The sequence below is a fragment of the Brevibacillus sp. MCWH genome, from assembly GCF_013096935.1.
GTDB classification, from domain to species: Bacteria; Bacillota; Bacilli; order Brevibacillales; family Brevibacillaceae; genus Brevibacillus; species Brevibacillus aydinogluensis.
In genome coordinates, this window is record NZ_SDLF01000010.1 from 78,903 (window position 1) to 98,258 (window position 19,356).

Here is a 19,356-nt window from a genome sequence, read left to right on the forward strand (position 1 = left end):
AAACAAGGAGTGGATGAAACATGCTGACCAAAACATTCGTCATTCAAAACCCGACAGGGATGCACGCACGTCCCGCTTCGCTGTTTGTGCAAAAGGCGACATCGTTTAACTGCGAGATCAACCTCATCAAAGGCACGAAAAAAGTGAACGGCAAAAGCATTATGGGAGTGATGACCCTGGGCTTGGCCAAAGGCGACGAAATCACGCTGGAAGTAAGCGGCGAACAGGAACAGGCGGCCATGGAGGAACTGGGCAAAATCCTCAAAATGGTGCACGAATAGAAAACGCACATGGGACTCTCCGGATGGGGAGGGTTCCTCAGACCGCCAAAAAACTCCCTCTTCTGCAAGCGCAAAGAGGGAGTTTTGACGTATATGCGCAATAAAAGAAGCGGCTTGTAACAGCACGAAGCCCTTTTCCCCCTCGTTTCTCCACAGCCGGTTCGCTAGTTTTTGAGGCTTACGCAGGCATAAACAAGCATCGCTTGCATTGTAACTTCCCCAATCCTTTTAATGAACCCCATTTCAGTTATATAATTTCCAATATGGAGTAAAAATGGAAATTTTATTGAGAGGACAAGGTGATGTCATTGCGTAGAATGTATCGCACGCTTTTTTGTGTGGGGCTTCTTTGTTCAATGGTGTTAATCGGGTGTTCGACAAGTTCTGAAACAGCAGACGGGGGCCCCGTTCATTCTGAAAAATCTGACACTGCAAAGAAGCTGGATTCTGAAACAGTGGCGGGCCATTCAACGAATCCTGTTACATCTGACGTGTTAGAGAAGGCGAAAAATGGACAATTACATGGTGTGTCAATTGGACTCGGAGCAACGAAAAAGGAAGTAATCGAGAAGTTGGGAAAACCGGCTCGCACTGGAAATGATGAATTTGGGTTTGCCATGTATTACGATGGTTTTAGTCTGGGATTTGAGGATTATGCCAATTCCATTGATGAGCTCAGCGAGAATAGCAAAGTTATCGTTATATTTGCTGACCCCAAAATCGTGAATCTTACCGGCAAACCTTTTGATATTAAGGAAAAGCTGGGAACCCCTTCTCGTGAGGTGCTGAATGATTCGGGTGATGACACATTCATTCTGGAGTATGCAGGAAATGACCATTTGCTAAAAGTCGTTTTTGATACCAATCCGGTCAAATATATAACGCTTCAGGAAAAATAAACAGACTGTACGACTGTCTTGCTCAGCGTGCAGACAAGGTCCGTGGCGCATGGGTGATAGTGTCCGCTCGCGCTCGTGACGACCAGCAAACTGGAACTCTCCCGTATAGGGAGAGTTCCTTGCTTTTTTGGGGATGTTGTTGGGCAAAAGGTGCTCGTTTGGCGTCCAGGGGGGCAAAGTGTAGCAAAGTGCAGCCAGATGTTGCAAAATGAGGCGGTCTTTTGCGAAGATGAAAAAAAAGGAAGGAGTGGTAGTCATGGCTCTCTTGTCTGCCCCTTTTCAATGGAAAGGGCTCGCATTGAAAAACCGGGTGGTTATGCCGCCCATGTGTCAATACTCGGTTGAGGCCAAGGATGGGAAACCAAACGACTGGCACTTTGTCCACTACGTCTCGCGTGCTGTCGGTGGAGCTGGCTTGATCATCATGGAGATGACCGACGTCGAACCGGACGGCCGCATCTCCGACTACGACCTGGGATTGTGGTCGGATGAACAGATCCCGGCGTTTGCTCGGATCGTGTCGAAGGTGCACGAGTACGGAGCGAAAATCGGTGTGCAGATCGCGCATGCCGGTCGCAAGGCGGAGGATGCCGAGGTGCCGGTCGCGCCGTCTGCGATCGCCTTCAGCGAAAAATACAAGACGCCCCGCGCTCTCACCACGGAAGAAGTGCAGGCGATGGTCGTCAAGTTCCGGGAAGCGGCCAGACGGGCGGTCGAAGCCGGTATGGACACCATCGAAATCCACGGCGCCCACGGCTATTTGATTCACCAGTTCCACTCGCCGCTCACCAACAAGCGTGACGACCAATACGGCAAGGACCTCGCGCTGTTTGGCGTGGAGGTGATCAAAGCAGTCAAGAGCGTAATGCCGGAGGATATGCCGCTGATCATGAGGATCTCTGCGGTGGAATACGTGGAAGGCGGCTACGGCCTGGAGTACAGCACGGAATTGTGCCGCCGCTACAAGGAAGCGGGCGTTGACATCTTCCACATCTCCAGCGGAGGCGAAGGTCCGATCGGTTCAGGGGGACGGCCTGGCATCCACCCCGGTTATCAGGTGCCGATGGCTCGGGCGATCAAGCAAGCGCTGGATGTGCCGGTGATCGCCGTGGGCAATCTGGACAATCCTCATTTGGCCGAGGCGACACTGGGCAACGGCGACGCCGACCTGGTGGCGGTGGGCCGGGGTATGCTGCGCGACCCGTACTGGGCGCTGCACGCGATCCGTACCGTCTCCGGCGAGGTTGTTCCGCCCAAACAGTACGAACGTGCTTTTTAAACGGGCAGTTCTGCCGGGCGGGAAATGGTAATGGACAGATGACAAGCGCGGTTTCGCGGCCGTGATAAGATGGAAGCGGTTGACAACCGAGAAGTTGGCACCGTATAATTATCAAAAACCGATATGTTTAATCGGAATTTAACGGCCGCGGTAAAACCGACTAGACCACTAGAGGTTTTTCCCCAAAGGGAGAAATCTCTTTTTTTTCAGCCGGGCTTATACCGGTTAGCATCAGTAGAAGGGAGGAAAACAATGTCTGCAGTGCTGGTCATCGGAGGAGACCGCTTGGGGAATATTACCGAGCTGCTTCACGGCAGGGGATACCGGCAGATTTATCACGTAACGGGTCGAAAACACTCCCAATACAAGGTACATATTCCTGTCGACACCAAACTGATCGTCGTGTTTACCGACTTTGTGAATCACAATCTGTCGTGGCACGTAAAACATCAGGCAAAGGCGAAAAACGTCCCCATCCTGTTTTGCAAGCGCTCGTGTTCGTCCATCGGAAAGCGGCTGTAACCTTTATGTTCACCTAATTCCGACTTGACACATAAGATTAATAAGAATTATGCTTTCTTCAAACCACTCCCGCTTCCGGCAAATCAACCGTGCCCTGCATCGCTGGAGTGACAGGCAGCGGTTGAACGGACCGGGAAGGAAAAACGGCTGGACAGGAGTGAATCACATGGCGAACCGGAATCGCGAAGAGCTCGCCGATTTTCGCATCGAGATGATCCTGCGCGCACTGGAAGGTCTGGAGTACGGTACCCTGCACATCGTCGTGCACGAGTCGCAAATTACGCAAATCGAACGAACCGAAAAGACGCGTTTTCCCCTGGAACGCGCAGCCGCCCTCAAATCCAGCACGAGGCAGGCAGGGCGGGGCAGTTAGACGTCAGGATGACGCATGGGTGAGCGAATCTTCATGGGGCACGGGACAGAAACCCGTGTCTTTTTTCATTTTCTTGGTGTACATAGAGGATTTGCGCTGTTTTGACAGGGGGCTCACTCCGATTTATAATGTTTTGGAAATTTATTCATTTTGTTCAAGGCGACCAAACACCTGAGGTGACAAGATTGAAGCACATGGTGCTGCTTTTTCTCTTCATGTGCCTGTTAGCTGCAGGTTGTTCCCCTGCCCAGACGTACGGAGACGATACCTCTGCCGCATCCACAAACGCAGAACAAGAAACGACCATCCCCCTTTCATTTGAAGAAGTAAAGGTGGAACAACAGGTGACGTTACTGGATAGGGGGAAAATCAAGCAGATCGTAAAGGAGGAACAGCTTGATACCGTCAAACTGTTTTCGTTCTTGAAGGTTGATGAGGATGATCCACTCCGTTTGATTGGAGGCATTCAAATTGGAGATGACTTGTATGAATTTGGAGATGTAGGTGCATTACATTATGTTGACAGGCTGGATATTCAGACATCGTCCCTGTTCCATAAATCTGTAATTAAAGTGGAAGGGTTATGCGGAGCAAACTGTCCGTTCCGCTATTATATAACCATCGAGGAAGAGAAGCCGTCCATTTTTCTGGTTTTATCTGAACCTGTTGCAGATATAGCAGATCTGGATGAGGATGGCGTGGAGGAAATTGTAACATCCTACGGGAGCCCTGATGTGTTTCATACCCGGATTTACACATGGAGGGACAATCGGATTGTCAGTGCAGATGTAAACAAGCTGACAAAGGCATGGAGTGTCTTGTATACTCGTCCATTCTTTCACGTTCAAGAACAGTCAGGGATTGATTCTGCAAGAAAAACATACAGATATACCGCAAAGGGATTGGCGTTGGTTACAGAAAAATAGGCGCACACCCAACCTTTTTCGCTTGTTTTGGCTAAAAACAACCGAAATGTTTCAGGAAAAATAGAAAAGCACGGCAAAATGCCGTGCCAGACTGAAGACAAACGGTTCATTGAGTTAGCGTCCACAAAAAATGATTTCCAGGCCGAAAGGCCTGCCCATTCATCAACCGAAGCAAAAGACAATGGGCATCGCATGGAGGGATGGGCCAAGCGAGCTCCTTTGACGACCGACTCAGCGGAAAAACGCTAGACGCGGGAATCAACAGGGGACACAAGTCTCACTTCCTCGAAATACCCAGATGTTTGTCCCCTGCCCGCGTCTCGTTTTGGAGCGGACATCATTCGCTTCTGTGCTGGGCGTCAAGCGAGCGAGCCCGCTCTCCCATGCGCCGCGGACCTTGTCTACACGCTGGCACGGCAAAATGCCGTGCAGAAAGCGAAACGGTATGGCAGGAAGGTACATGATCGTGATCGCCTACCACCACCACCGCGACTGCGGGAGCAGCGTCACATTTACGGAAAAGCGCTCTTCCAGCCAGGGTTTCACCTGGGTTTTCATCACGAGGTATTCCGAGGCGGCGTGTGAAACGCCAATCAGCGACATGGACGTTTCGGCGGCGTACGCCATGACTGCGGCGTAATTGGTGCGCCCGTATTCGTTGTCGATGTGGCAGTGGATCTCTCCCGTCACGTACGCGTCGGCTCCGCCGGCTTCCGCCTCCCGCATCATCGCGGCCACGTCACCGCAGCCGGGGAGGATGGCGATCCGTTCGATGCGCGCCCGTTCCTTCCCCTCAAAATCGACGTAGGGAATGTCAAACAAGGTGATTAAACGATCGATTAAGGAGCGGGTATCCGTCGCCGTTACCCGGCAAATCATGCCGACATGTCCGTTTCCTGCCGGACAAAACGGCTTGATCGGTTCGGCCTGCAGCGCTTCCATGATGGCGCCGCCAGTGCCGAGCGGCCAACTGGTGTCCATCGGGAGGTGACAGGTGAAGACGGAGAGCTCTTTCTCCTTTAGCGCCAGCAGCAAGTCCTGCCCGATCGGCACGAACCCCCTGCCCCAGCGGCCGCGCGGGTCGCCGCATTCCATCAGCAGCGGGTGGTGCATGAACAACAGGTCGCCCGGCGCTGACTCGTCCAGGAAGCGCTTCAGCACCTCTTCGGTCGGGAAGACGGCCAAAAAGACGGTGTGTACCTGTTCGCGTCCTTTGAGCATCAGGCCGTTGAAGCGGCGGACGAACTCCGCCTCGAAAAACCGCCGCCAGTCAAACCCGATCGGATCGTACACCATGGGAATGAAACGGCTGAAGCCGGGATCGGATTCCCACTCGTCCATGCGAAACAGTCGGGTAAACGCTTGCTCAAGATGCATCAGGCTTTCCATGGAATCCCTCCTTGTACGGGTATTTAATGCCGGATTTGCCGGACGGCCGCTAGCGGGGAGTTTCAATCCCGCTGTTTTTCCGGGAAAACGCTCGAATGAACGGCAGCTTTCCTCTATTTCAACACCATGCTGCCCGTCTGATCATATGCCGTTTCCACAAAAAAGACGGAGGTGCTCACGGTACAAGCAGCACGCCGGGGAAGGGCGCGGTTGTGCCAATCCATCATTTGCATTTGCGCTTGGTTGCGTCCCGCAGCTTGCGCACGCACTGCTCCAGATGGTTCCGTTCTTCCAGCGAAAGAGGCAGTTGGCGGTAGCGGTACCGTTCGTAGTAACTGGTGATCTGTTCGGCCAGTTCTACTGCGTCGGCGTTGGCCCACTGCGAGCGGATGCGCCGCAAGTATTCGTGGCTGGTCTCGTGCCGTTCGATCCGCAGCCCCGCTTTGGCCATGTGCTGAAGAAACCGGTAGTACGCGTACCGCACCGGATCGTCGATGGGACCGGCCGGGCTGCGCACCAACGCATCCTGCTCCCAGAGGGGATCGTCGTCACTTGATGCGTCTTCGTCGACCGGACGCAAGATGGTATCAGCCGAAGCAGGGGAGACAGCCGTGCCGCCGACGTGCCGGTAGCGCCGTTCCCAGATGTACTGTGCCAGCTTGGCGAGGGCCAGCGCCGAGCCGAATGCAATCAGGTAAGGCGCCACCTGCGAAAACAGCGTCTCGTCACCGGTCGGAGCAAACTCCTCCTGAGGCAGTTCGGGGACATCCATTTCGTTGTTGAACGGCTCGTTGACGCGGCCGTTTCCATTCAGGACGTCCGCCAGCTTGCCAAACAGCGCAGCCGTTCCCTGCAGGAGCGGACTGGTCAACTGGTACAGACCGTCTCCCAGCGGTCCTTTGACCAGCCCCCAGAGCCATGCCAGGAGCCAGAGCAGGCCGCTGCCTGCGAGGATGTATCCCGCCACCAGCAGCAGCCGAGTTGCCAGCAGTTGACCGCCTATGGCGGCCGCCAGGGAGATTGGCGCGGCACTGCCGCCTGGCTGTTCACGGGTCAGGTGCTCTCCCCAGCAGGTGAAGAGGTAGCTGGCGAGCACGAAGGCCAGGATTGCGTAATACGCCCGAACGTCATACGTCTGCGGGGCGGTCAGAGCGCCGAACAGACCGGCCACTACCAGCTGGAACAAGCAGATGATCAGCGCCAGCACAAAGTGGTTGCGCAGGTGGACAGGCGTACACGGATTTGATGCTGCTGTATGGATGCGCGAGTAAAAGAGGGCGGCCAAAAGCAGGGCGAGCAGCCAGGAGCCGAACGCGGCAAAACACAAACCGCCGACGGAAGCCACCAGCGGATACAGCAGCAGGTGGAGCAGGAGATGGCGTCCTCCTCCCTGGTGCAGCCAGCTTCCCAGAGAGAGCAGGAGCACGGCGGCCAGGACAAAGCCGATCATGCTTTCCGGCTGGGCCGGCAGCCACTGGAACAGCATCAGCACGGAGGCCGTCAGCAGCGCTTCCATCCAGAACACCAGCATCCTGCGTCCCAACATGGACCACGTCATGAAAAGACCTCCTTCCTCGCCTGGGCGCGGGCGGACTCGTGCCGGCGCAGGACCGGCTGCTCCTGCGACACGTCCAGCACCATGACGTTGTGACCGCGCCGCACCAGCCGTTTGACTGCTTCTACTGCTGGCTCGTCCAGACGCGGGGTGACGATCAGGATCGTGTCACGGGTGACGCCGTGTTCCAACCGCGCAATGCGGCCGCCAGCGAAGTCGGCAGGTACTGATGCAGGCGGGCGAGTTGGGTCATGACCTGGATGTGGTGCGCCTTGCCGCTGCCGGGAGGGAGGTGGAACTGCTCCCGGCCGCGCTGTTTCACGGTCAGGAACATGTCGCAGGACAGCGATTGGCGGCGGCAGAGAACCGAGAGCGCGGCAAGAGCGGAGATGACCCGCTCGTTCGCCGGTTCATTGTTCCGCTGCAGCAGCGGTTCGTAGGACGGCAGAATGTGTCCCACCACCTTCCAGCTGGGGCGGGCGGTCGGCTCAAACAGCCGCGTCTGCAGCGCACCGGTTTTCGCGCTGGCTTTCCAGTGGATGTGCTTTAACCGGTCTCCCGGCACATAACCGCGCACGCCGCGAAAAAACGTGACATCCTCCTCCCGGCGTCTGCGCGTGAGCTTGCCGCCGTCAGGCTCGATTGCCGCCGCCAACAGCGGAGGCAGCGCCAAGGGCAGCGGATAGACCAGGAGGGAAAACGACAGCGGGAGCGAAATCGGGTCCTGTTCCTCGCCAAACACAGAGAGCGTGTCCGCCTGGGCTTCCGTCAGCCACACCAGGCCGCGCTTGTGCGGGGTGATCGTAAACGTGCGTTCCGCGCTTGTCCTCAGCGGCAGGTCCAAACGGAAGCGAGCTGTACAGCGCTGTCTGTTTGCTGTCACCTCGTCCGCTCCCTCGACTGTCACGTGTTCGGGAAAGGACAGAGAGATCACCGTGCCGGGCAGCGGCAGCCAGGAGCGGTTGTGCAGCGTGAAACGGATGGTGACGGGCATCCCCTGCATCACCCGGCGCAGGTCAGCATTCCACTCCAGCCGAACCCAGCGCGGCAGATTGGCCCGCCACCAGCGGTGAACCAGCGTCATGAAAAAGTAGAAGCCGCCAAACAGCCAGAGAAAGCGGCTGCCCGAAAACAGGGCAAACAGCAGGCAGAGAAACCCCAAGACGTGATACACCTGTCTCGTGCTCATGTGTGGATCACACGCCTTCTTCGACCGGAGCCGCCACGCTTTTGAGGATGTCGTCGATCACTTCCTGCTCCGTCACGTGCAGTTCCGCTTCCATTGACAGGCGGATGCGGTGGACGGCCAAAGCGGGAAACACGGCTTTGACATCGTCAGGCAGGACGTAGGTGCGCCCGTCCAGGTAAGCGGACGCCTGCGCCGAGCGCAGCAGGGCGATCATGGCGCGGGGGCTGAGACCCGTTTCCACGGAGCGGTGGTGACGGGTGGCTGCCGTCAGATCGATGATGTACTCCTCCACGGCGGGGCTGACGTGCACCGCTGTCACGTCCCGCTGCATGGCAGCGATCTCGTCGACGGTGATCACCGGCTTCACCTGCTCCAGCGGTGAGCCTGTCCGGAACCGCCGCAGGATCTCCCGGGCGTCTTCCCTGCTGCCGTAGCCAAGCGACAGGCGGAACAAGAAGCGGTCCAGCTGCGCTTCCGGAAGCGGATAGGTTCCCTCTGATTCGATCGGGTTTTGCGTGGCGATCACCAACAGCGTCGGCGGCAGGGGGAGTGTCACCCCTTCGATGGTTACCTGCCGTTCTTCCATGCATTCCAACAGGCCGGATTGCGTTCGCGGCGTGGCCCGGTTGATCTCGTCAGCCAGAAGCACGTCGGCGAATACCGGTCCCCGACGCAGCTCGAACTAGCCGGTCCGCTGGTTGAACACGTGCAGCCCGACCACGTCTGAAGGCAGCAGGTCAGCGGTAAACTGCACCCGGTTGTAGGTACCGCCGATCGCCTGGGCGAGCGTTTTGGCCAACACGGTCTTGCCCATGCCGGGCAGGTCCTCCAGGAGCACGTGGCCGCGGGCCAATAGAGCCGTCACAAGCAGCCGGATTTGCGGCGCCTTGCCGACAATGACGCGGTTGATGCTTTCCAGCAATGTGTCCAAAGGACGATGGATCATGCGGACGTCTCCTTTATCGGAAAATAGGGCACCGGTAGTTCCAGTATGGAAGGTATTATACAGCGCGACACCTTATTTTGCCAAATCTTCATAAAATTTTTGGGGTTTGATAAAATCGCAGGGAAACGAGCGAGCCGCAAATCCCGACAAAACGTAATTCAATAAATAATAGGTAAAGGGGCTGGTGCTTTGCGGATAAAGAAAGTGCTTTTCGTGGCTTTGGGTGTCCTGATTTTGATTGCTGCTCTTGTTGGCATCGTCGTGTACCATTTCTTTTTCTCGATGTCCAATCTTCCAGAAGGGACATTCATCAAGGAATCGGCTTCGCCTTCAAATGAATACGTCATCAAACTATACCTTGTTGACGGCGGCGCTACTTTTTCTACAGCGATCAGGGGTGAACTGGTAACAAGTACAGGGGAAAAACGCAATATCTATTGGGAGTATCGCGTTGATACAGCATCTATTGAATGGAAGGACGATCACACTGTTGTTATTAACGGTCATTCGTTAAATCTTTTAAACAATGACGTGTATGACTGGCGAAGGCAATAGAGAGAAGGAGAATCCCGATATCACCATGATGTAATCTTGCGCCCGAATGTGGAAAATCCGGCGTCCTGCAATAGAAAAACAGCGAAGGGGAACTCCCTTCGCTGTTTGATGCAAACGAACGCGGACGCTCGCCATCCTTGGACGCTTTGCGCGCGACGGGCGCCCGTGCGTTGACCTGTCTCGTACCTTAGCCAACCTGCTGGGGTACCGCCTGCTTCAGCGCCTGCTCCAGATCGGCGATGATGTCGTCGATCGCCTCCGTCCCGATGGAGAGGCGAATCAGGCCTGGGGTGACGCCGGCGGCGAGCTGTTCCGCTTCCGTCAACTGCTGGTGGGTGGTGCTGGCCGGATGGATGATGAGCGACTTGGAATCGCCGACGTTGGCCAGATGGGAGAACAGCTTGACCGACTCGATCAGCTTTTTCCCTTCGGCGACGCCGCCGCGCACGCCAAACGTGAGGATGGCTCCGGCACCTTTTGGCAGGTACTTTTGCGCCAGGCGGTAGTGCGGATCGCTCTCCAATCCCGGATAGCTGACCCACTCCACGGCGGGATGTGCCTGCAGATAACGGGCGACGGCCAGAGCGTTTTCACTGTGCCGCTCCATGCGCAGATGCAGCGTTTCCAGCCCCTGCAGGAACAAAAAGGCGTTGAACGGCGCGACAGCTGCCCCGATATCCCGCTGCAGTTGAACCCGGGCCTTGACGATGTACGCCAGCGGGCCGAACGCTTCCGTGTAGACGATGCCGTGGTAGCTCGGGTCGGGCGTGGTCAGGCCGGGAAACTTGCCGCTGCTCCAGTCGAACTTGCCGGAGTCAACGATGATGCCGCCGATGGCCGTGCCGTGTCCGCCAATGAACTTGGTGGTGGAGTGCACGACGATATCGGCCCCGTGGTCAAACGGACGGCAGAGGATCGGGGTGGCAAAGGTGTTGTCTACGATCAGCGGAATTCCGTATTCGTGAGCGACCGCGGCAATCGCCTCGATGTCGGCTACGTCTATGCGCGGGTTGCCGATCGTTTCGACGAACAGCGCTTTTGTCTTTTCGTTGATTTTGGATCGGAAATTGTCCGGATTGGACTGGTCCACGAAGTGAACGGTGACGCCGAACCGCGGCAGCGTGTGGTAGAACAGGTTGTAGGTGCCGCCGTACAGGCTGGTGGAGGCGACGATTTCGTCTCCGGCCTGGGCGATGTTGAGGATGGCAAAGGTAATCGCCGCCTGCCCGGAGGAAGTGGCCAGCGCCCCGACACCGCCTTCCAGCAGGGCGACCCGCTGTTCAAACACGTCCTGGGTCGGGTTCATGATACGCGTGTAGATGTTGCCCGCCTCTTTCAACCCGAACAGGTTGGCGGCGTGCTCCGTATCGCGAAACACGTACGAGGTCGTCTGATAAATCGGCACCGCGCGCGAGCCCGTCACCGGGTCAGGCGACTGTCCACCGTGCAGCGCAATGGTTTCCGGCTTCCACTGACGTTGATCCGACATGGTCATCTCTCCTTTTTCCTGCATGAAAATGAATGGATAAAAAGCGAAGCCTTCTTCCGGAGAGAAAGAAGGCTTCGGTCATTCCGAATCAAGCGGCCGTTTCATCTCTCAGAATCCGGGATTCTGCAGGAATTGGCACCATGCAAGCAGGATGCTTGCCGGTTGCCGGGCTTCATTGGGCCTGTCCCTCCGCCGCTCTTGATGAAATCGAAAGATTTTGCAAATTGTGCTTACTTGGTATTATAGGGGGGCCGCCGGGTTTGGTCAATAAGAATTTCCGGGTAAGTCAAGGGGATTTGTTGTGATTGCGTTTCGTGTGATGGTGCCCGCCCAAAAAATTCCTTCTATATTTTTCCTGATTCTGACGAATTATTGAACACACGTCCGTGCAGGGAGGGTCATATACGAAAACAGCCGCCGGTATGGTATGATGGGTGACGGTATGGAATCCATATTTATGAAGATACAGGAGGCTTGTACATATGGCGGAACAAGGGGTAAAGGAAATCACGCCGCAGGAGCTGATGGAGAAGCTGGCTGCGGGAGAGAAGGTGCAGGTTATCGATGTGCGCGAGTTGGAGGAGTGGAATGCGGGCCACATCAAGCAAGCCAAACTGATTCCGCTTGGCTTTTTGCCGCATCGCGTCGATGAGCTGGACAAGGAGACACCGGTCGTGCTGGTCTGCCGAAGCGGCGCCCGCAGTCACATGGCCACCCAGTATTTGCAGGAATTGGGCTTCGATGCGGCCAACATGGTGGGCGGTATGCTCGCTTGGCCGGGGGAAACGGAAGCGTAACGTATCGGTGCAGAGATAAACGCGCGTGATCGCCGTTTGGCAACAGCGCGATCAGGAAGAGGAGGCACGTGATATGAGCGAAGGCAAAGTGTCGTTCTGGCAGCGCTACTGGTTTGCCGTGCTGGCCGCCGTGCTGGGAATGCTCGTCGTCGGTGTATTCGGCTACCAGTACTGGCAAAAAAGTCAGATCCCCGTCATGAAGCAGATAAACGACTTTGCGCTGGATAACATCGACGGGTCCACATTTACCCTGTCCGGAACCAACGGCAAGGTTCGGCTGGTGGAGTTCATCTTTACCCACTGTCCGGATATCTGCCCGGCCACGACGTTTAACATGGCCAAGATGCAGGAACAGCTGAAGGCCAAAGGGCTGTTCAAAGACAAGGTGGCGTTTGTGACGATCACCTTTGACCCGGAGCGGGATACGCCGGACGTGCTCAAGGAGTACGCCGACAAGTTTGGTGCCGATCTGAGCGGCTGGTACTTCCTGCGCGGCGATCAAGCCACCGTGGAAAAAGTGACCAAGGACTTTGGCATCGCCGTGCTGAAACAGCCAGACGGTTCGTTTGCGCACACCGCCGTCATGTTCCTCGTCGACAAGGACGGCAACATGCGCCGCGTGTACGGGATGGCGTCCAAAATGGATATGGACAGCATGTTGAAAGACATTGAGCTGTTGGCTGATTAGTCAGCCTTTCGGGAGTACTTCTGCCGGAAATCAATATTCGACAAAACCCGCCCAAGCCGGACCTGACGTGTTCAGTCCCGGGGCGGGTTCATCTGTTTCATGGACGGTTCCATTCAAACATCACGGGTCTCTTCGTCACATTGGCTGTTCAGCCGGTCTCTTCCAAACGGATGGCGATGACCTTCTCCGTCTGCTTGTCAAACTCGATCCGCACGATAACGGCCCACATGCGTCTGCCCTCCCGGAGCAGCAGCTTGAACGTTTCTTCCCACGTAGCAGGCGTTTTGCTCGTCCGCCCGACATGCAGGTAGTCGACAATTTCCGCTTGCGGGTACGTTTTCATCGTGTGTTCGATCGCGAGCCGCCCCCATTTGGCGTAGGGAGGCTGCGCAGAGGCCGGCAGGGCGTGGAGGAGCAGCAGCACCGCCGCACATGCAGCTATCCAGCCCCGTCGGTGCAATCGGTCACGCATCAGGGCGCACCTGCCTCTCCGTAGTAAATGTCCGCAGAAAATATCGCTTGAGCGGTAGTGTGCCCGATTACCGGCATCATACTCGCTGCAGCCAGGACCACCAAAGATAATAGATAGACCCTGCGCCCTTCCGGCAGATGGCGGTTCATGAGGGCTCTTTTTTTGCTGCCGGATTCTTTTCATGATCCGGTTGCAGAATGCGGGAAAATGGCAAGACTGGATGAAACGAAGGCGATCCGATGTGATACAATAAAAGGTGGCATGCATTGGTCGGGTTTCCAATAACACATGCACGAAATCTATTGGGAGGAACGAGTATTGAGCGACGTAAAGATTTTCGCGATGGGCGGTCTCGGCGAAATCGGCAAAAACATGTACTGTGTCGAGTACGAAGACGAGATCATCATCATCGACTGCGGGGTCAAATTTCCCGAGAACGAGATGTTCGGCATTGACCTGGTCATCCCGGACATCACCTATCTGATCGAGAATCAGCATAAGATCAAGGCGCTGCTGTTGACGCACGGACACGAGGACCATATCGGTGCCATTCCGTATGTGTTGAAGCAGATCAAGGTGCCGATCTACGGCGGCCGCCTCACCCTGGGCCTGGTCAAGGCCAAGCTGGAAGAACACCGGATGCAGAACGAGGTAAAGCTGATCCCGATTTCGGAGGACACGGAGATTCCGTTCAAAAAGCTGAAAGCCACCTTTTTCCGCACCAACCACAGCATTCCCGATTCGTTCGGTATCGTTATCCACACGCCGGAGGGCATGGTTATTCACACGGGCGACTTCAAGTTTGACCTGACGCCCGTCGGCCCCACTACGGAGTTCGGCAAAATCGCACGGATCGGCAGCAGCGGCGACGTGCTGGCACTGCTGTCGGACAGCACCAACAGCGAACGGTACGGATTTACCATGTCGGAGCGCACGGTGGGCGAAGGCATTCTCGACGTGGTGAAAAAGGCGCGCGGCCGGATTATCCTGGCCACATTCGCGTCAAACGTGCACCGTCTGCAGCAGGTGGTGGACGCGGCCATGGAGTGCGACCGGAAAGTGGCGGTCATCGGCCGCAGCATGGAAAAAGTGTTTCAGATCGGACAAGAACTGGGTTACATCCAGATGCCGGAGGGCATGCTGATTGACGTCAAGCACATCGACAACTACGCGGACAACCAGGTGTTGATCATCTGCACGGGCAGCCAGGGCGAGCCGATGGCAGCACTGACCCGCATCGCCTCCGGGTCCCACCGCTCGGTGCAGATTTATCCCGAGGACACGGTGATCATCTCCGCTTCGCCGATCCCGGGCAACACGGTAAACGTCAGCCGGACGATTGACAAGCTGTACCGGGCGGGAGCCAACGTGGTGCTGAGCCACGTATTTGACATCCACGCGTCCGGCCACGGCAGCAGCGAGGAACTGAAGCTGATGCTTAACTTTATCCGCCCCCGCTACTTTGTGCCGATCCACGGCGAGTACCGCATGCTGAAAATGCACGCCAGACTGGCGCAGCAGGTGGGCATCGAGGAGAGCAACATCTTCATCATGGACAACGGCGACGTGCTCAACTGCACGCGGGAAAAAGCGTGGCTGAGCAAAGTGCCCGCCGGAATTGTCCTGATCGACGGCAGCGGCGTGGGCGACGTCGGCAACATCGTGCTGCGCGACCGCAAGCACCTGGCGGAAGACGGCCTGATGGTGGTCGTGGTAAGCCTGGACATGAAAAACTTCAAGATCCTGACCGGCCCGGACATCGTCAGCCGCGGCTTTGTCTACGTGCGCGGATCGGAATCGCTGATCCAGGAGGCCACTGTGCTCGTCCGCCAGAAGCTGCAGGAGGCGCTGGACAAGAAGATCAAGGAATGGTCCGAGCTGAAGTCGCAGATCAACGAAGTGATCAAGCCGTTCATTTATGAAAAAACCGGCCGCAATCCGATGATTTTGACCATCCTGATGGAAGTGTAGGCGCGGCCAAACCGGTGAAAGTGTCGGAACCCATTCTCCAATGGGCTTTCACGGGATATAATTGATAACGAGCAAATGTACCGGAAAAAAGGAGAGAATGCCCCATGATGTCCTACGAGGCATACATGAATCAAGTGATTCAACCGATGCGCGACGAGCTGACCCGCGTCGGCTTTACCGAGCTGCGCACGGCGGAGGAAGTGGAAAAAACGCTGCCGAACCTGAAAGGCACCGCACTGATTGTGGTCAACTCCGTCTGCGGCTGCGCGGCCGGTCTGGCCCGTCCGGCCGTGGCTCACTCGCTCAACCATCCGAAAAAGCCGGATCACCTCTACACCGTCTTCGCCGGTCAGGACAAAGAGGCGACCGCCAAGGCGCGTGAGTACTTTGAAGGCTATCCGCCGTCGTCGCCGTCGTTTGCCCTGATGAAGGACGGCAAACTGGTGACGATGATCGAGCGCCATCAGATCGAAAACAACGACCTGGTGACCATTTCCAAGCTGTTGACCGACGCGTACGATAAATATTGCGACTAACATCGAACATGAGGCAAGACGCTCCGCTGCGGGCGTCTTGTTCTGCGTGGTTGTAAAAACGAATTGCCACAGCCCGGCACCCCCATGGACCCGCCGCCAGGCTGCTTGCAAGCCGCTGCGGTGGGATGCGGTTCGCGGGGGAACACCCGGGCGCATGTTGCGAAAGGATGACCAAGCATGATTACCCGTTCATTTGGACGAGACCCTCATCAGGTCTCCCTGCTGGGCTTTGGCGCCCAGCGCATTGTGGATGAACACGGCTGCAGCGAGGAAAATGCGATTGCCATTGTCCGCCGCGCCGTGGAATTAGGCGTCAACTACTTTGATACGGCGCCCAGTTACAGCGACGGCCAGTCGGAGACGCGGCTGGGCAAGGGACTGAAAGGGCTGCGCGACAAGGTGTGGATCGCCACCAAAACCGGCGGTCGGACGCGTGATTTGGCCTGGCGCGATCTGGAAGCCAGCTTGAAGCGGCTCCAGACCGATTACGTCGACGAGTGGCGGGTGCACAACGTCATGCAGCCGCACGACTTTGAAGCCATTTTTGCCAAGGGCGGCGCCCTGGAAGCACTCGTCGAGGCTCGGGAACAGGGGCTGGTGCGCAAGCTGAGCATCAGCGGCCATACCGATCCCCGTTTGCTGGCGGAAGCCATTCGCCGCTTCCCGTTTGACAGCGCACTGGTCGCCCTGTCGGCGCTGGATCACTTTATCTACAGCTTTGCCCACGAATTCGTTCCGCTGGCGGTGGAAAAAGGCGTGGCTGTCATCGGGATGAAGGTGATGGCGCTGGGCCAACTGGCGCCGTGGACGGAACAGGCTCTGCGCTACACCTGGAGTCTGCCCGTGTCCACCGCGATCCTCGGGGTCAGCAAGATGAGCGAACTGGAGGCGGATGTGGAGGCGGCAAACCGCTTTGTCCCAATGACCGACATCGAGCGGGTCGCCTTTTTCCAGGAGATCATTTCGCTCGTCCGTCCCGACGTGCTGCGCTGGAAGGCAAGCGAATGGATGTCCGGCGAGTGGTACCAGCTGCCGGAGCTGAAGTTTTAACTGTGGAGATAACCGCGGAGACAAACGCTCTTTTCCAAAATGGAAAAGAGCGTTATTATTTGAATGAACTGGAATTTTATTGTACGTGCCTGAATACCCTTGGCAGTGAGACAAAATCCATAGAGCGGGGGAGACAGGATGCAAAACGAGAAGAAGTCACAGTTACAACAGGCGTTAGCCGATCGGGTCATGGAATGGATCACCGGGGGATGGGTGCAGCAGGCCATCTATGTTGCCGCCAAGCTGGGAATTGCTGATCTGCTGGCGGATGGGCCGAAGAACGTCGGCGAGCTTGCCGAGGCGACCGAGACGCATGCCCCGTCGCTCCATCGCATTTTGAGGGCGCTGTGCGGCATCGGGCTGTTTCGGGAGGAAGGTGAGCAGCGGTTTGCACTGGGGCCGCTCGGTTCGTATCTGCAGTCAGGAGCGAACAGCCTGCGCGGCATGGCGATCATGATGGGGGAAAAATGGCATCGGGACGCGTGGAGCAACATCATGTATACGGTGAAAACGGGCAAATCGGCATTTCAGGACGTGCACGGCATGGGCGTTTTTGCGTACCTGGAGCGTCATCCCGATGCGGGTGAGCAGTTCAACCAGGCCATGTCGGACATGTCCAACCGGATGGCGTCGGCGCTGGTGCGGGCGTACGACTTTTCCCCATATGACAAGGTGATCGACGTGGGAGGCGGTCACGGCCGATTAATGACCGCCATCCTGAATGCTTATCCGGGGCTGAAAGGGGCGATCTATGACGTTCCCGCCGTAATTGAGGGCACCCGGCGGCACATTGCCGAGGCCGGGCTTGCGGATCGGTGCGCGTGTATCGGCGGCAGCTTTTTTGAATCGGTTCCGGCAGGCGGCGATCTGTACATGATGAAGAACATTATCCACGACTGGAACGACGAGGAAGCCGTTGCCATTTTCCGCAACTGCCGACGGGCCATCCGGGAAGACGGAAAGCTCCTGGTGATCGAGATGGTCGTTCCGGCCAATAATCAACCGCATCCGTCCATGTTGATTGATCTGGAAATGATGATCATGGCTACGGGAAAGGAACGGACCGAGGCGGAGTTCCGGACGCTTTTCCGGAAAGCGGGCTTTGAACTGCAGCGGATCATTCCGACGTCTGCAGCCGTCTCAATGCTGGAGGCTGTCCCTGTGTGACAGGATGGCCCAGTCAATCTGTTTAACAATAGCATAGCCCAATGTTTGTGATGACACCTCATCCGCGTGTAGCAGGGAGGTGTCATTTTTTATTCAAGCATCGCCAGGTCACATGCGCACCTACATAACAAGATTCCAGCCAAATATAGGGTGCCCGCCTTCGACCGGATTCGAGTATACTAGACAAAGTGGGGAGTATATTATCTGAAAGAGACAAAGGTGGCGTTTTCCATATGCGCTTTTTGAAACGAATGCTGCTCCTCCTGATCGTGGCAGTCGCTGCGGCAGGGGGGTACTACGGATATTCGCTGTATCAATTTGCCGAGGACATTCAACAGCCAAACGTAATCGACCATCCCGCCGGCGGCGCGACCAAGGCGGCGGAGATTCCCACGTGGGACGGCAAGGAGCGCGTCAACATCCTGTTGATGGGCGTTGACCGGCGCGGCATGCGCAGCAACGCGCTGCCCCGTTCCGATTCGATGATGCTGCTCAGCATTGATCCGGTTGCGAAACGATATGACTTGTTTTCGATTTTGCGCGATACCTACGTAGAGATTCCCGACCACGGACATGCGCGAATCAATGCGGCAATTGTCGAAGGCGGGCCGGAATTGGCGATGGAAACCGTGAGCCAGTTTACCGGGCTGCCGGTGAACCGGTATGTGATCACCGACTTCGAGGGCTTCAAGCATCTGATTGACGCTGTCGGCGGCGTGGAGCTGTACGTGGAGAAAAACATGCGGTACCGCGACCCTACGGACAAGGGCATGTACGATATTGATCTGAAAAAAGGGCTGCAGCGGCTTGACGGCTCCAAGGCGCTGCAATACGTCCGCTTCCGTCACGACGCGACGTCCGACTACACGCGGACGGAGCGGCAGCGGAAGCTGATGGCCGCGCTGGCCGACCAGATGAAGAGCGGCACCACGCTGATCCAACTGCCGTCCATTTTGAAAGAAATTACCCCGTACGTGCAGACCAACATCAGCTCTCTGGACATGTTGAAGCTGGCCTCGCTCGGATTGACGCTGAACACCGAACAGCCCGGTCAGTATCAGCTTCCGCCAATGGGGATGTTCAGCGAATCCAATCGCGCCGGTGCTGTCCTTATTCCTGATGTGGAACGTGTTCAGGCTTTTGTTCAGGAAAAACTGCAAGCCCAACCGGAAGCCAATTCCGCGGGGGAAACGGACGGGAAGCAGAGCTGAGGCTCTCTTCAAGCGGGCAGATCGCCCTGCACTTTTCCTTTAATTTTCCATTGACATCGTT

The 19,356-nt window shown here is 56.6% G+C and carries 20 protein-coding genes, 1 pseudogene and 1 riboswitch; of the genes and pseudogenes, 14 read left to right on the top strand and 7 right to left on the bottom strand.

What is annotated here, in order from left to right; all coding sequences use genetic code 11:
* The first annotated feature begins 20 nt into the window (after nucleotides 1-20).
* From ETC00_RS11175 to ETC00_RS11200, 6 genes are all read left to right on the top strand, one after another.
* A complete protein-coding gene (locus tag ETC00_RS11175; RefSeq protein WP_171566129.1) occupies nucleotides 21-281 on the top strand; it encodes an HPr family phosphocarrier protein in 261 nt (86 codons plus the stop codon).
* 302 nt (nucleotides 282-583) lie between these two features.
* Nucleotides 584-1,180: a DUF4309 domain-containing protein gene (locus tag ETC00_RS11180; RefSeq protein WP_171566131.1), complete on the top strand. Its 597-nt coding sequence runs from the start codon at nucleotides 584-586 to the stop codon at nucleotides 1,178-1,180.
* Between the two features lie 256 nt (nucleotides 1,181-1,436).
* Nucleotides 1,437-2,459 carry an NADH:flavin oxidoreductase/NADH oxidase gene (locus ETC00_RS11185; RefSeq protein WP_171566223.1) on the top strand — a complete coding sequence of 341 codons (1,023 nt, stop codon included), beginning with the start codon at nucleotides 1,437-1,439 and terminating at the stop codon, nucleotides 2,457-2,459.
* A gap of 252 nt (nucleotides 2,460-2,711) precedes the next feature.
* Nucleotides 2,712-2,981 (top strand): DUF2325 domain-containing protein, encoded by a 270-nt coding sequence (locus ETC00_RS11190; protein ID WP_171566132.1) that lies wholly within the window; start codon nucleotides 2,712-2,714, stop codon nucleotides 2,979-2,981.
* Nucleotides 2,982-3,147: 166 nt separating this feature from the next.
* Nucleotides 3,148-3,354, top strand: coding sequence for a YezD family protein (locus tag ETC00_RS11195; RefSeq protein WP_171566133.1), 207 nt, complete (start codon nucleotides 3,148-3,150; stop codon nucleotides 3,352-3,354).
* Nucleotides 3,355-3,539: 185 nt separating this feature from the next.
* Nucleotides 3,540-4,280 carry a hypothetical protein gene (locus tag ETC00_RS11200; protein ID WP_171566134.1) on the top strand — a complete coding sequence of 247 codons (741 nt, stop codon included), beginning with the start codon at nucleotides 3,540-3,542 and terminating at the stop codon, nucleotides 4,278-4,280.
* A gap of 474 nt (nucleotides 4,281-4,754) precedes the next feature.
* Here ETC00_RS11200 and ETC00_RS11205 read toward each other — a convergent pair whose 3' ends face one another.
* The 5 genes and pseudogenes from ETC00_RS11205 to ETC00_RS11220 form a co-directional block, all read right to left on the bottom strand.
* Nucleotides 4,755-5,669: a Nif3-like dinuclear metal center hexameric protein gene (locus tag ETC00_RS11205; protein ID WP_171566135.1), complete on the bottom strand. Its 915-nt coding sequence runs from the start codon at nucleotides 5,667-5,669 to the stop codon at nucleotides 4,755-4,757.
* Between the two features lie 223 nt (nucleotides 5,670-5,892).
* Entirely contained in the window at nucleotides 5,893-7,227 is a 1,335-nt protein-coding gene (locus tag ETC00_RS11210; protein ID WP_171566136.1) for a DUF4129 domain-containing protein, read from the bottom strand.
* Nucleotides 7,224-7,415 carry a hypothetical protein gene (locus tag ETC00_RS20685; RefSeq protein ID WP_253264287.1) on the bottom strand — a complete coding sequence of 64 codons (192 nt, stop codon included), beginning with the start codon at nucleotides 7,413-7,415 and terminating at the stop codon, nucleotides 7,224-7,226. Before ETC00_RS20685 ends, ETC00_RS11210 begins: the two co-directional genes overlap by 4 nt.
* Entirely contained in the window at nucleotides 7,382-8,413 is a 1,032-nt protein-coding gene (locus tag ETC00_RS11215; RefSeq protein ID WP_253264288.1) for a DUF58 domain-containing protein, read from the bottom strand. The genes ETC00_RS20685 and ETC00_RS11215 overlap by 34 nt, the downstream gene beginning before the upstream one ends.
* 7 nt (nucleotides 8,414-8,420) lie before the next feature.
* Nucleotides 8,421-9,359: pseudogene (locus ETC00_RS11220) on the bottom strand (AAA family ATPase).
* 213 nt (nucleotides 9,360-9,572) lie between these two features.
* Here ETC00_RS11220 and ETC00_RS11225 point away from each other — a divergent pair.
* On the top strand, nucleotides 9,573-9,914 hold the full coding sequence (locus tag ETC00_RS11225; protein WP_371808901.1) for a DUF5412 domain-containing protein: 342 nt from the start codon (nucleotides 9,573-9,575) through the stop codon (nucleotides 9,912-9,914).
* A gap of 187 nt (nucleotides 9,915-10,101) precedes the next feature.
* Here the strand turns inward: ETC00_RS11225 and ETC00_RS11230 are convergent, their stop codons facing one another.
* Nucleotides 10,102-11,403, bottom strand: coding sequence for a homocysteine synthase (locus tag ETC00_RS11230; protein WP_171566137.1), 1,302 nt, complete (start codon nucleotides 11,401-11,403; stop codon nucleotides 10,102-10,104).
* A 98-nt stretch (nucleotides 11,404-11,501) separates the two neighbouring features.
* Nucleotides 11,502-11,611, bottom strand: a riboswitch (SAM riboswitch).
* Between the two features lie 274 nt (nucleotides 11,612-11,885).
* Between ETC00_RS11230 and ETC00_RS11235 the strand changes: the two genes are divergently transcribed.
* Both ETC00_RS11235 and ETC00_RS11240 read left to right on the top strand, forming a co-directional pair.
* The gene (locus ETC00_RS11235; RefSeq protein WP_171566138.1) at nucleotides 11,886-12,200 is read left to right on the top strand and encodes a rhodanese-like domain-containing protein; all 315 of its coding nucleotides are present in this window, start codon (nucleotides 11,886-11,888) and stop codon (nucleotides 12,198-12,200) included.
* Between the two features lie 73 nt (nucleotides 12,201-12,273).
* Nucleotides 12,274-12,888: an SCO family protein gene (locus ETC00_RS11240; protein ID WP_171566139.1), complete on the top strand. Its 615-nt coding sequence runs from the start codon at nucleotides 12,274-12,276 to the stop codon at nucleotides 12,886-12,888.
* A 148-nt stretch (nucleotides 12,889-13,036) separates the two neighbouring features.
* Here ETC00_RS11240 and ETC00_RS11245 read toward each other — a convergent pair whose 3' ends face one another.
* Entirely contained in the window at nucleotides 13,037-13,360 is a 324-nt protein-coding gene (locus ETC00_RS11245; RefSeq protein ID WP_171566140.1) for a DUF3889 domain-containing protein, read from the bottom strand.
* Nucleotides 13,361-13,648: 288 nt separating this feature from the next.
* Between ETC00_RS11245 and rnjA the strand changes: the two genes are divergently transcribed.
* The 5 genes from rnjA (at nucleotide 13,649) to ETC00_RS11270 (ending at nucleotide 19,295) form a co-directional block, all read left to right on the top strand.
* Nucleotides 13,649-15,331 (top strand): ribonuclease J1, encoded by a 1,683-nt coding sequence (gene rnjA, locus ETC00_RS11250; protein ID WP_171566141.1) that lies wholly within the window; start codon nucleotides 13,649-13,651, stop codon nucleotides 15,329-15,331.
* Between the two features lie 104 nt (nucleotides 15,332-15,435).
* Nucleotides 15,436-15,867, top strand: coding sequence for a BrxA/BrxB family bacilliredoxin (locus ETC00_RS11255; RefSeq protein ID WP_171566143.1), 432 nt, complete (start codon nucleotides 15,436-15,438; stop codon nucleotides 15,865-15,867).
* Between the two features lie 177 nt (nucleotides 15,868-16,044).
* Complete coding sequence (locus tag ETC00_RS11260; protein WP_171566144.1) at nucleotides 16,045-16,917, top strand: aldo/keto reductase; 873 nt, start codon at nucleotides 16,045-16,047, stop codon at nucleotides 16,915-16,917.
* 138 nt (nucleotides 16,918-17,055) lie between these two features.
* Complete coding sequence (locus tag ETC00_RS11265; protein ID WP_171566145.1) at nucleotides 17,056-18,084, top strand: methyltransferase; 1,029 nt, start codon at nucleotides 17,056-17,058, stop codon at nucleotides 18,082-18,084.
* Between the two features lie 233 nt (nucleotides 18,085-18,317).
* Nucleotides 18,318-19,295, top strand: a complete 978-nt coding sequence (locus ETC00_RS11270) for an LCP family protein (protein ID WP_171566146.1) — start codon at nucleotides 18,318-18,320, stop codon at nucleotides 19,293-19,295.
* The last annotated feature ends 61 nt before the right edge of the window (nucleotides 19,296-19,356 follow it).

Bases quoted from the DNA above. Each gene is read 5' to 3' on its own strand.
- ETC00_RS11185 (WP_171566223.1), top strand. From the start codon at position 1,437: ATGGCTCTCTTGTCTGCCCCTTTTCAATGGAAAGGGCTCGCATTGAAA.
- ETC00_RS11260 (WP_171566144.1), top strand. From the start codon at position 16,045: ATGATTACCCGTTCATTTGGACGAGACCCTCATCAGGTCTCCCTGCTG.
- ETC00_RS11265 (WP_171566145.1), top strand. From the start codon at position 17,056: ATGCAAAACGAGAAGAAGTCACAGTTACAACAGGCGTTAGCCGATCGG.
- ETC00_RS11235 (WP_171566138.1), top strand. From the start codon at position 11,886: ATGGCGGAACAAGGGGTAAAGGAAATCACGCCGCAGGAGCTGATGGAG.
- ETC00_RS11270 (WP_171566146.1), top strand. From the start codon at position 18,318: ATGCGCTTTTTGAAACGAATGCTGCTCCTCCTGATCGTGGCAGTCGCT.
- ETC00_RS11195 (WP_171566133.1), top strand. From the start codon at position 3,148: ATGGCGAACCGGAATCGCGAAGAGCTCGCCGATTTTCGCATCGAGATG.
- rnjA (WP_171566141.1), top strand. From the start codon at position 13,649: ATGCACGAAATCTATTGGGAGGAACGAGTATTGAGCGACGTAAAGATT.
- ETC00_RS11255 (WP_171566143.1), top strand. From the start codon at position 15,436: ATGATGTCCTACGAGGCATACATGAATCAAGTGATTCAACCGATGCGC.
- ETC00_RS11205 (WP_171566135.1), bottom strand. From the start codon at position 5,669: ATGGAAAGCCTGATGCATCTTGAGCAAGCGTTTACCCGACTGTTTCGC.
- ETC00_RS11190 (WP_171566132.1), top strand. From the start codon at position 2,712: ATGTCTGCAGTGCTGGTCATCGGAGGAGACCGCTTGGGGAATATTACC.
- ETC00_RS11230 (WP_171566137.1), bottom strand. From the start codon at position 11,403: ATGTCGGATCAACGTCAGTGGAAGCCGGAAACCATTGCGCTGCACGGT.
- ETC00_RS11180 (WP_171566131.1), top strand. From the start codon at position 584: ATGTCATTGCGTAGAATGTATCGCACGCTTTTTTGTGTGGGGCTTCTT.
- ETC00_RS11210 (WP_171566136.1), bottom strand. From the start codon at position 7,227: ATGACGTGGTCCATGTTGGGACGCAGGATGCTGGTGTTCTGGATGGAA.
- ETC00_RS11245 (WP_171566140.1), bottom strand. From the start codon at position 13,360: ATGCGTGACCGATTGCACCGACGGGGCTGGATAGCTGCATGTGCGGCG.
- ETC00_RS11175 (WP_171566129.1), top strand. From the start codon at position 21: ATGCTGACCAAAACATTCGTCATTCAAAACCCGACAGGGATGCACGCA.
- ETC00_RS11240 (WP_171566139.1), top strand. From the start codon at position 12,274: ATGAGCGAAGGCAAAGTGTCGTTCTGGCAGCGCTACTGGTTTGCCGTG.
- ETC00_RS11215 (WP_253264288.1), bottom strand. From the start codon at position 8,413: ATGAGCACGAGACAGGTGTATCACGTCTTGGGGTTTCTCTGCCTGCTG.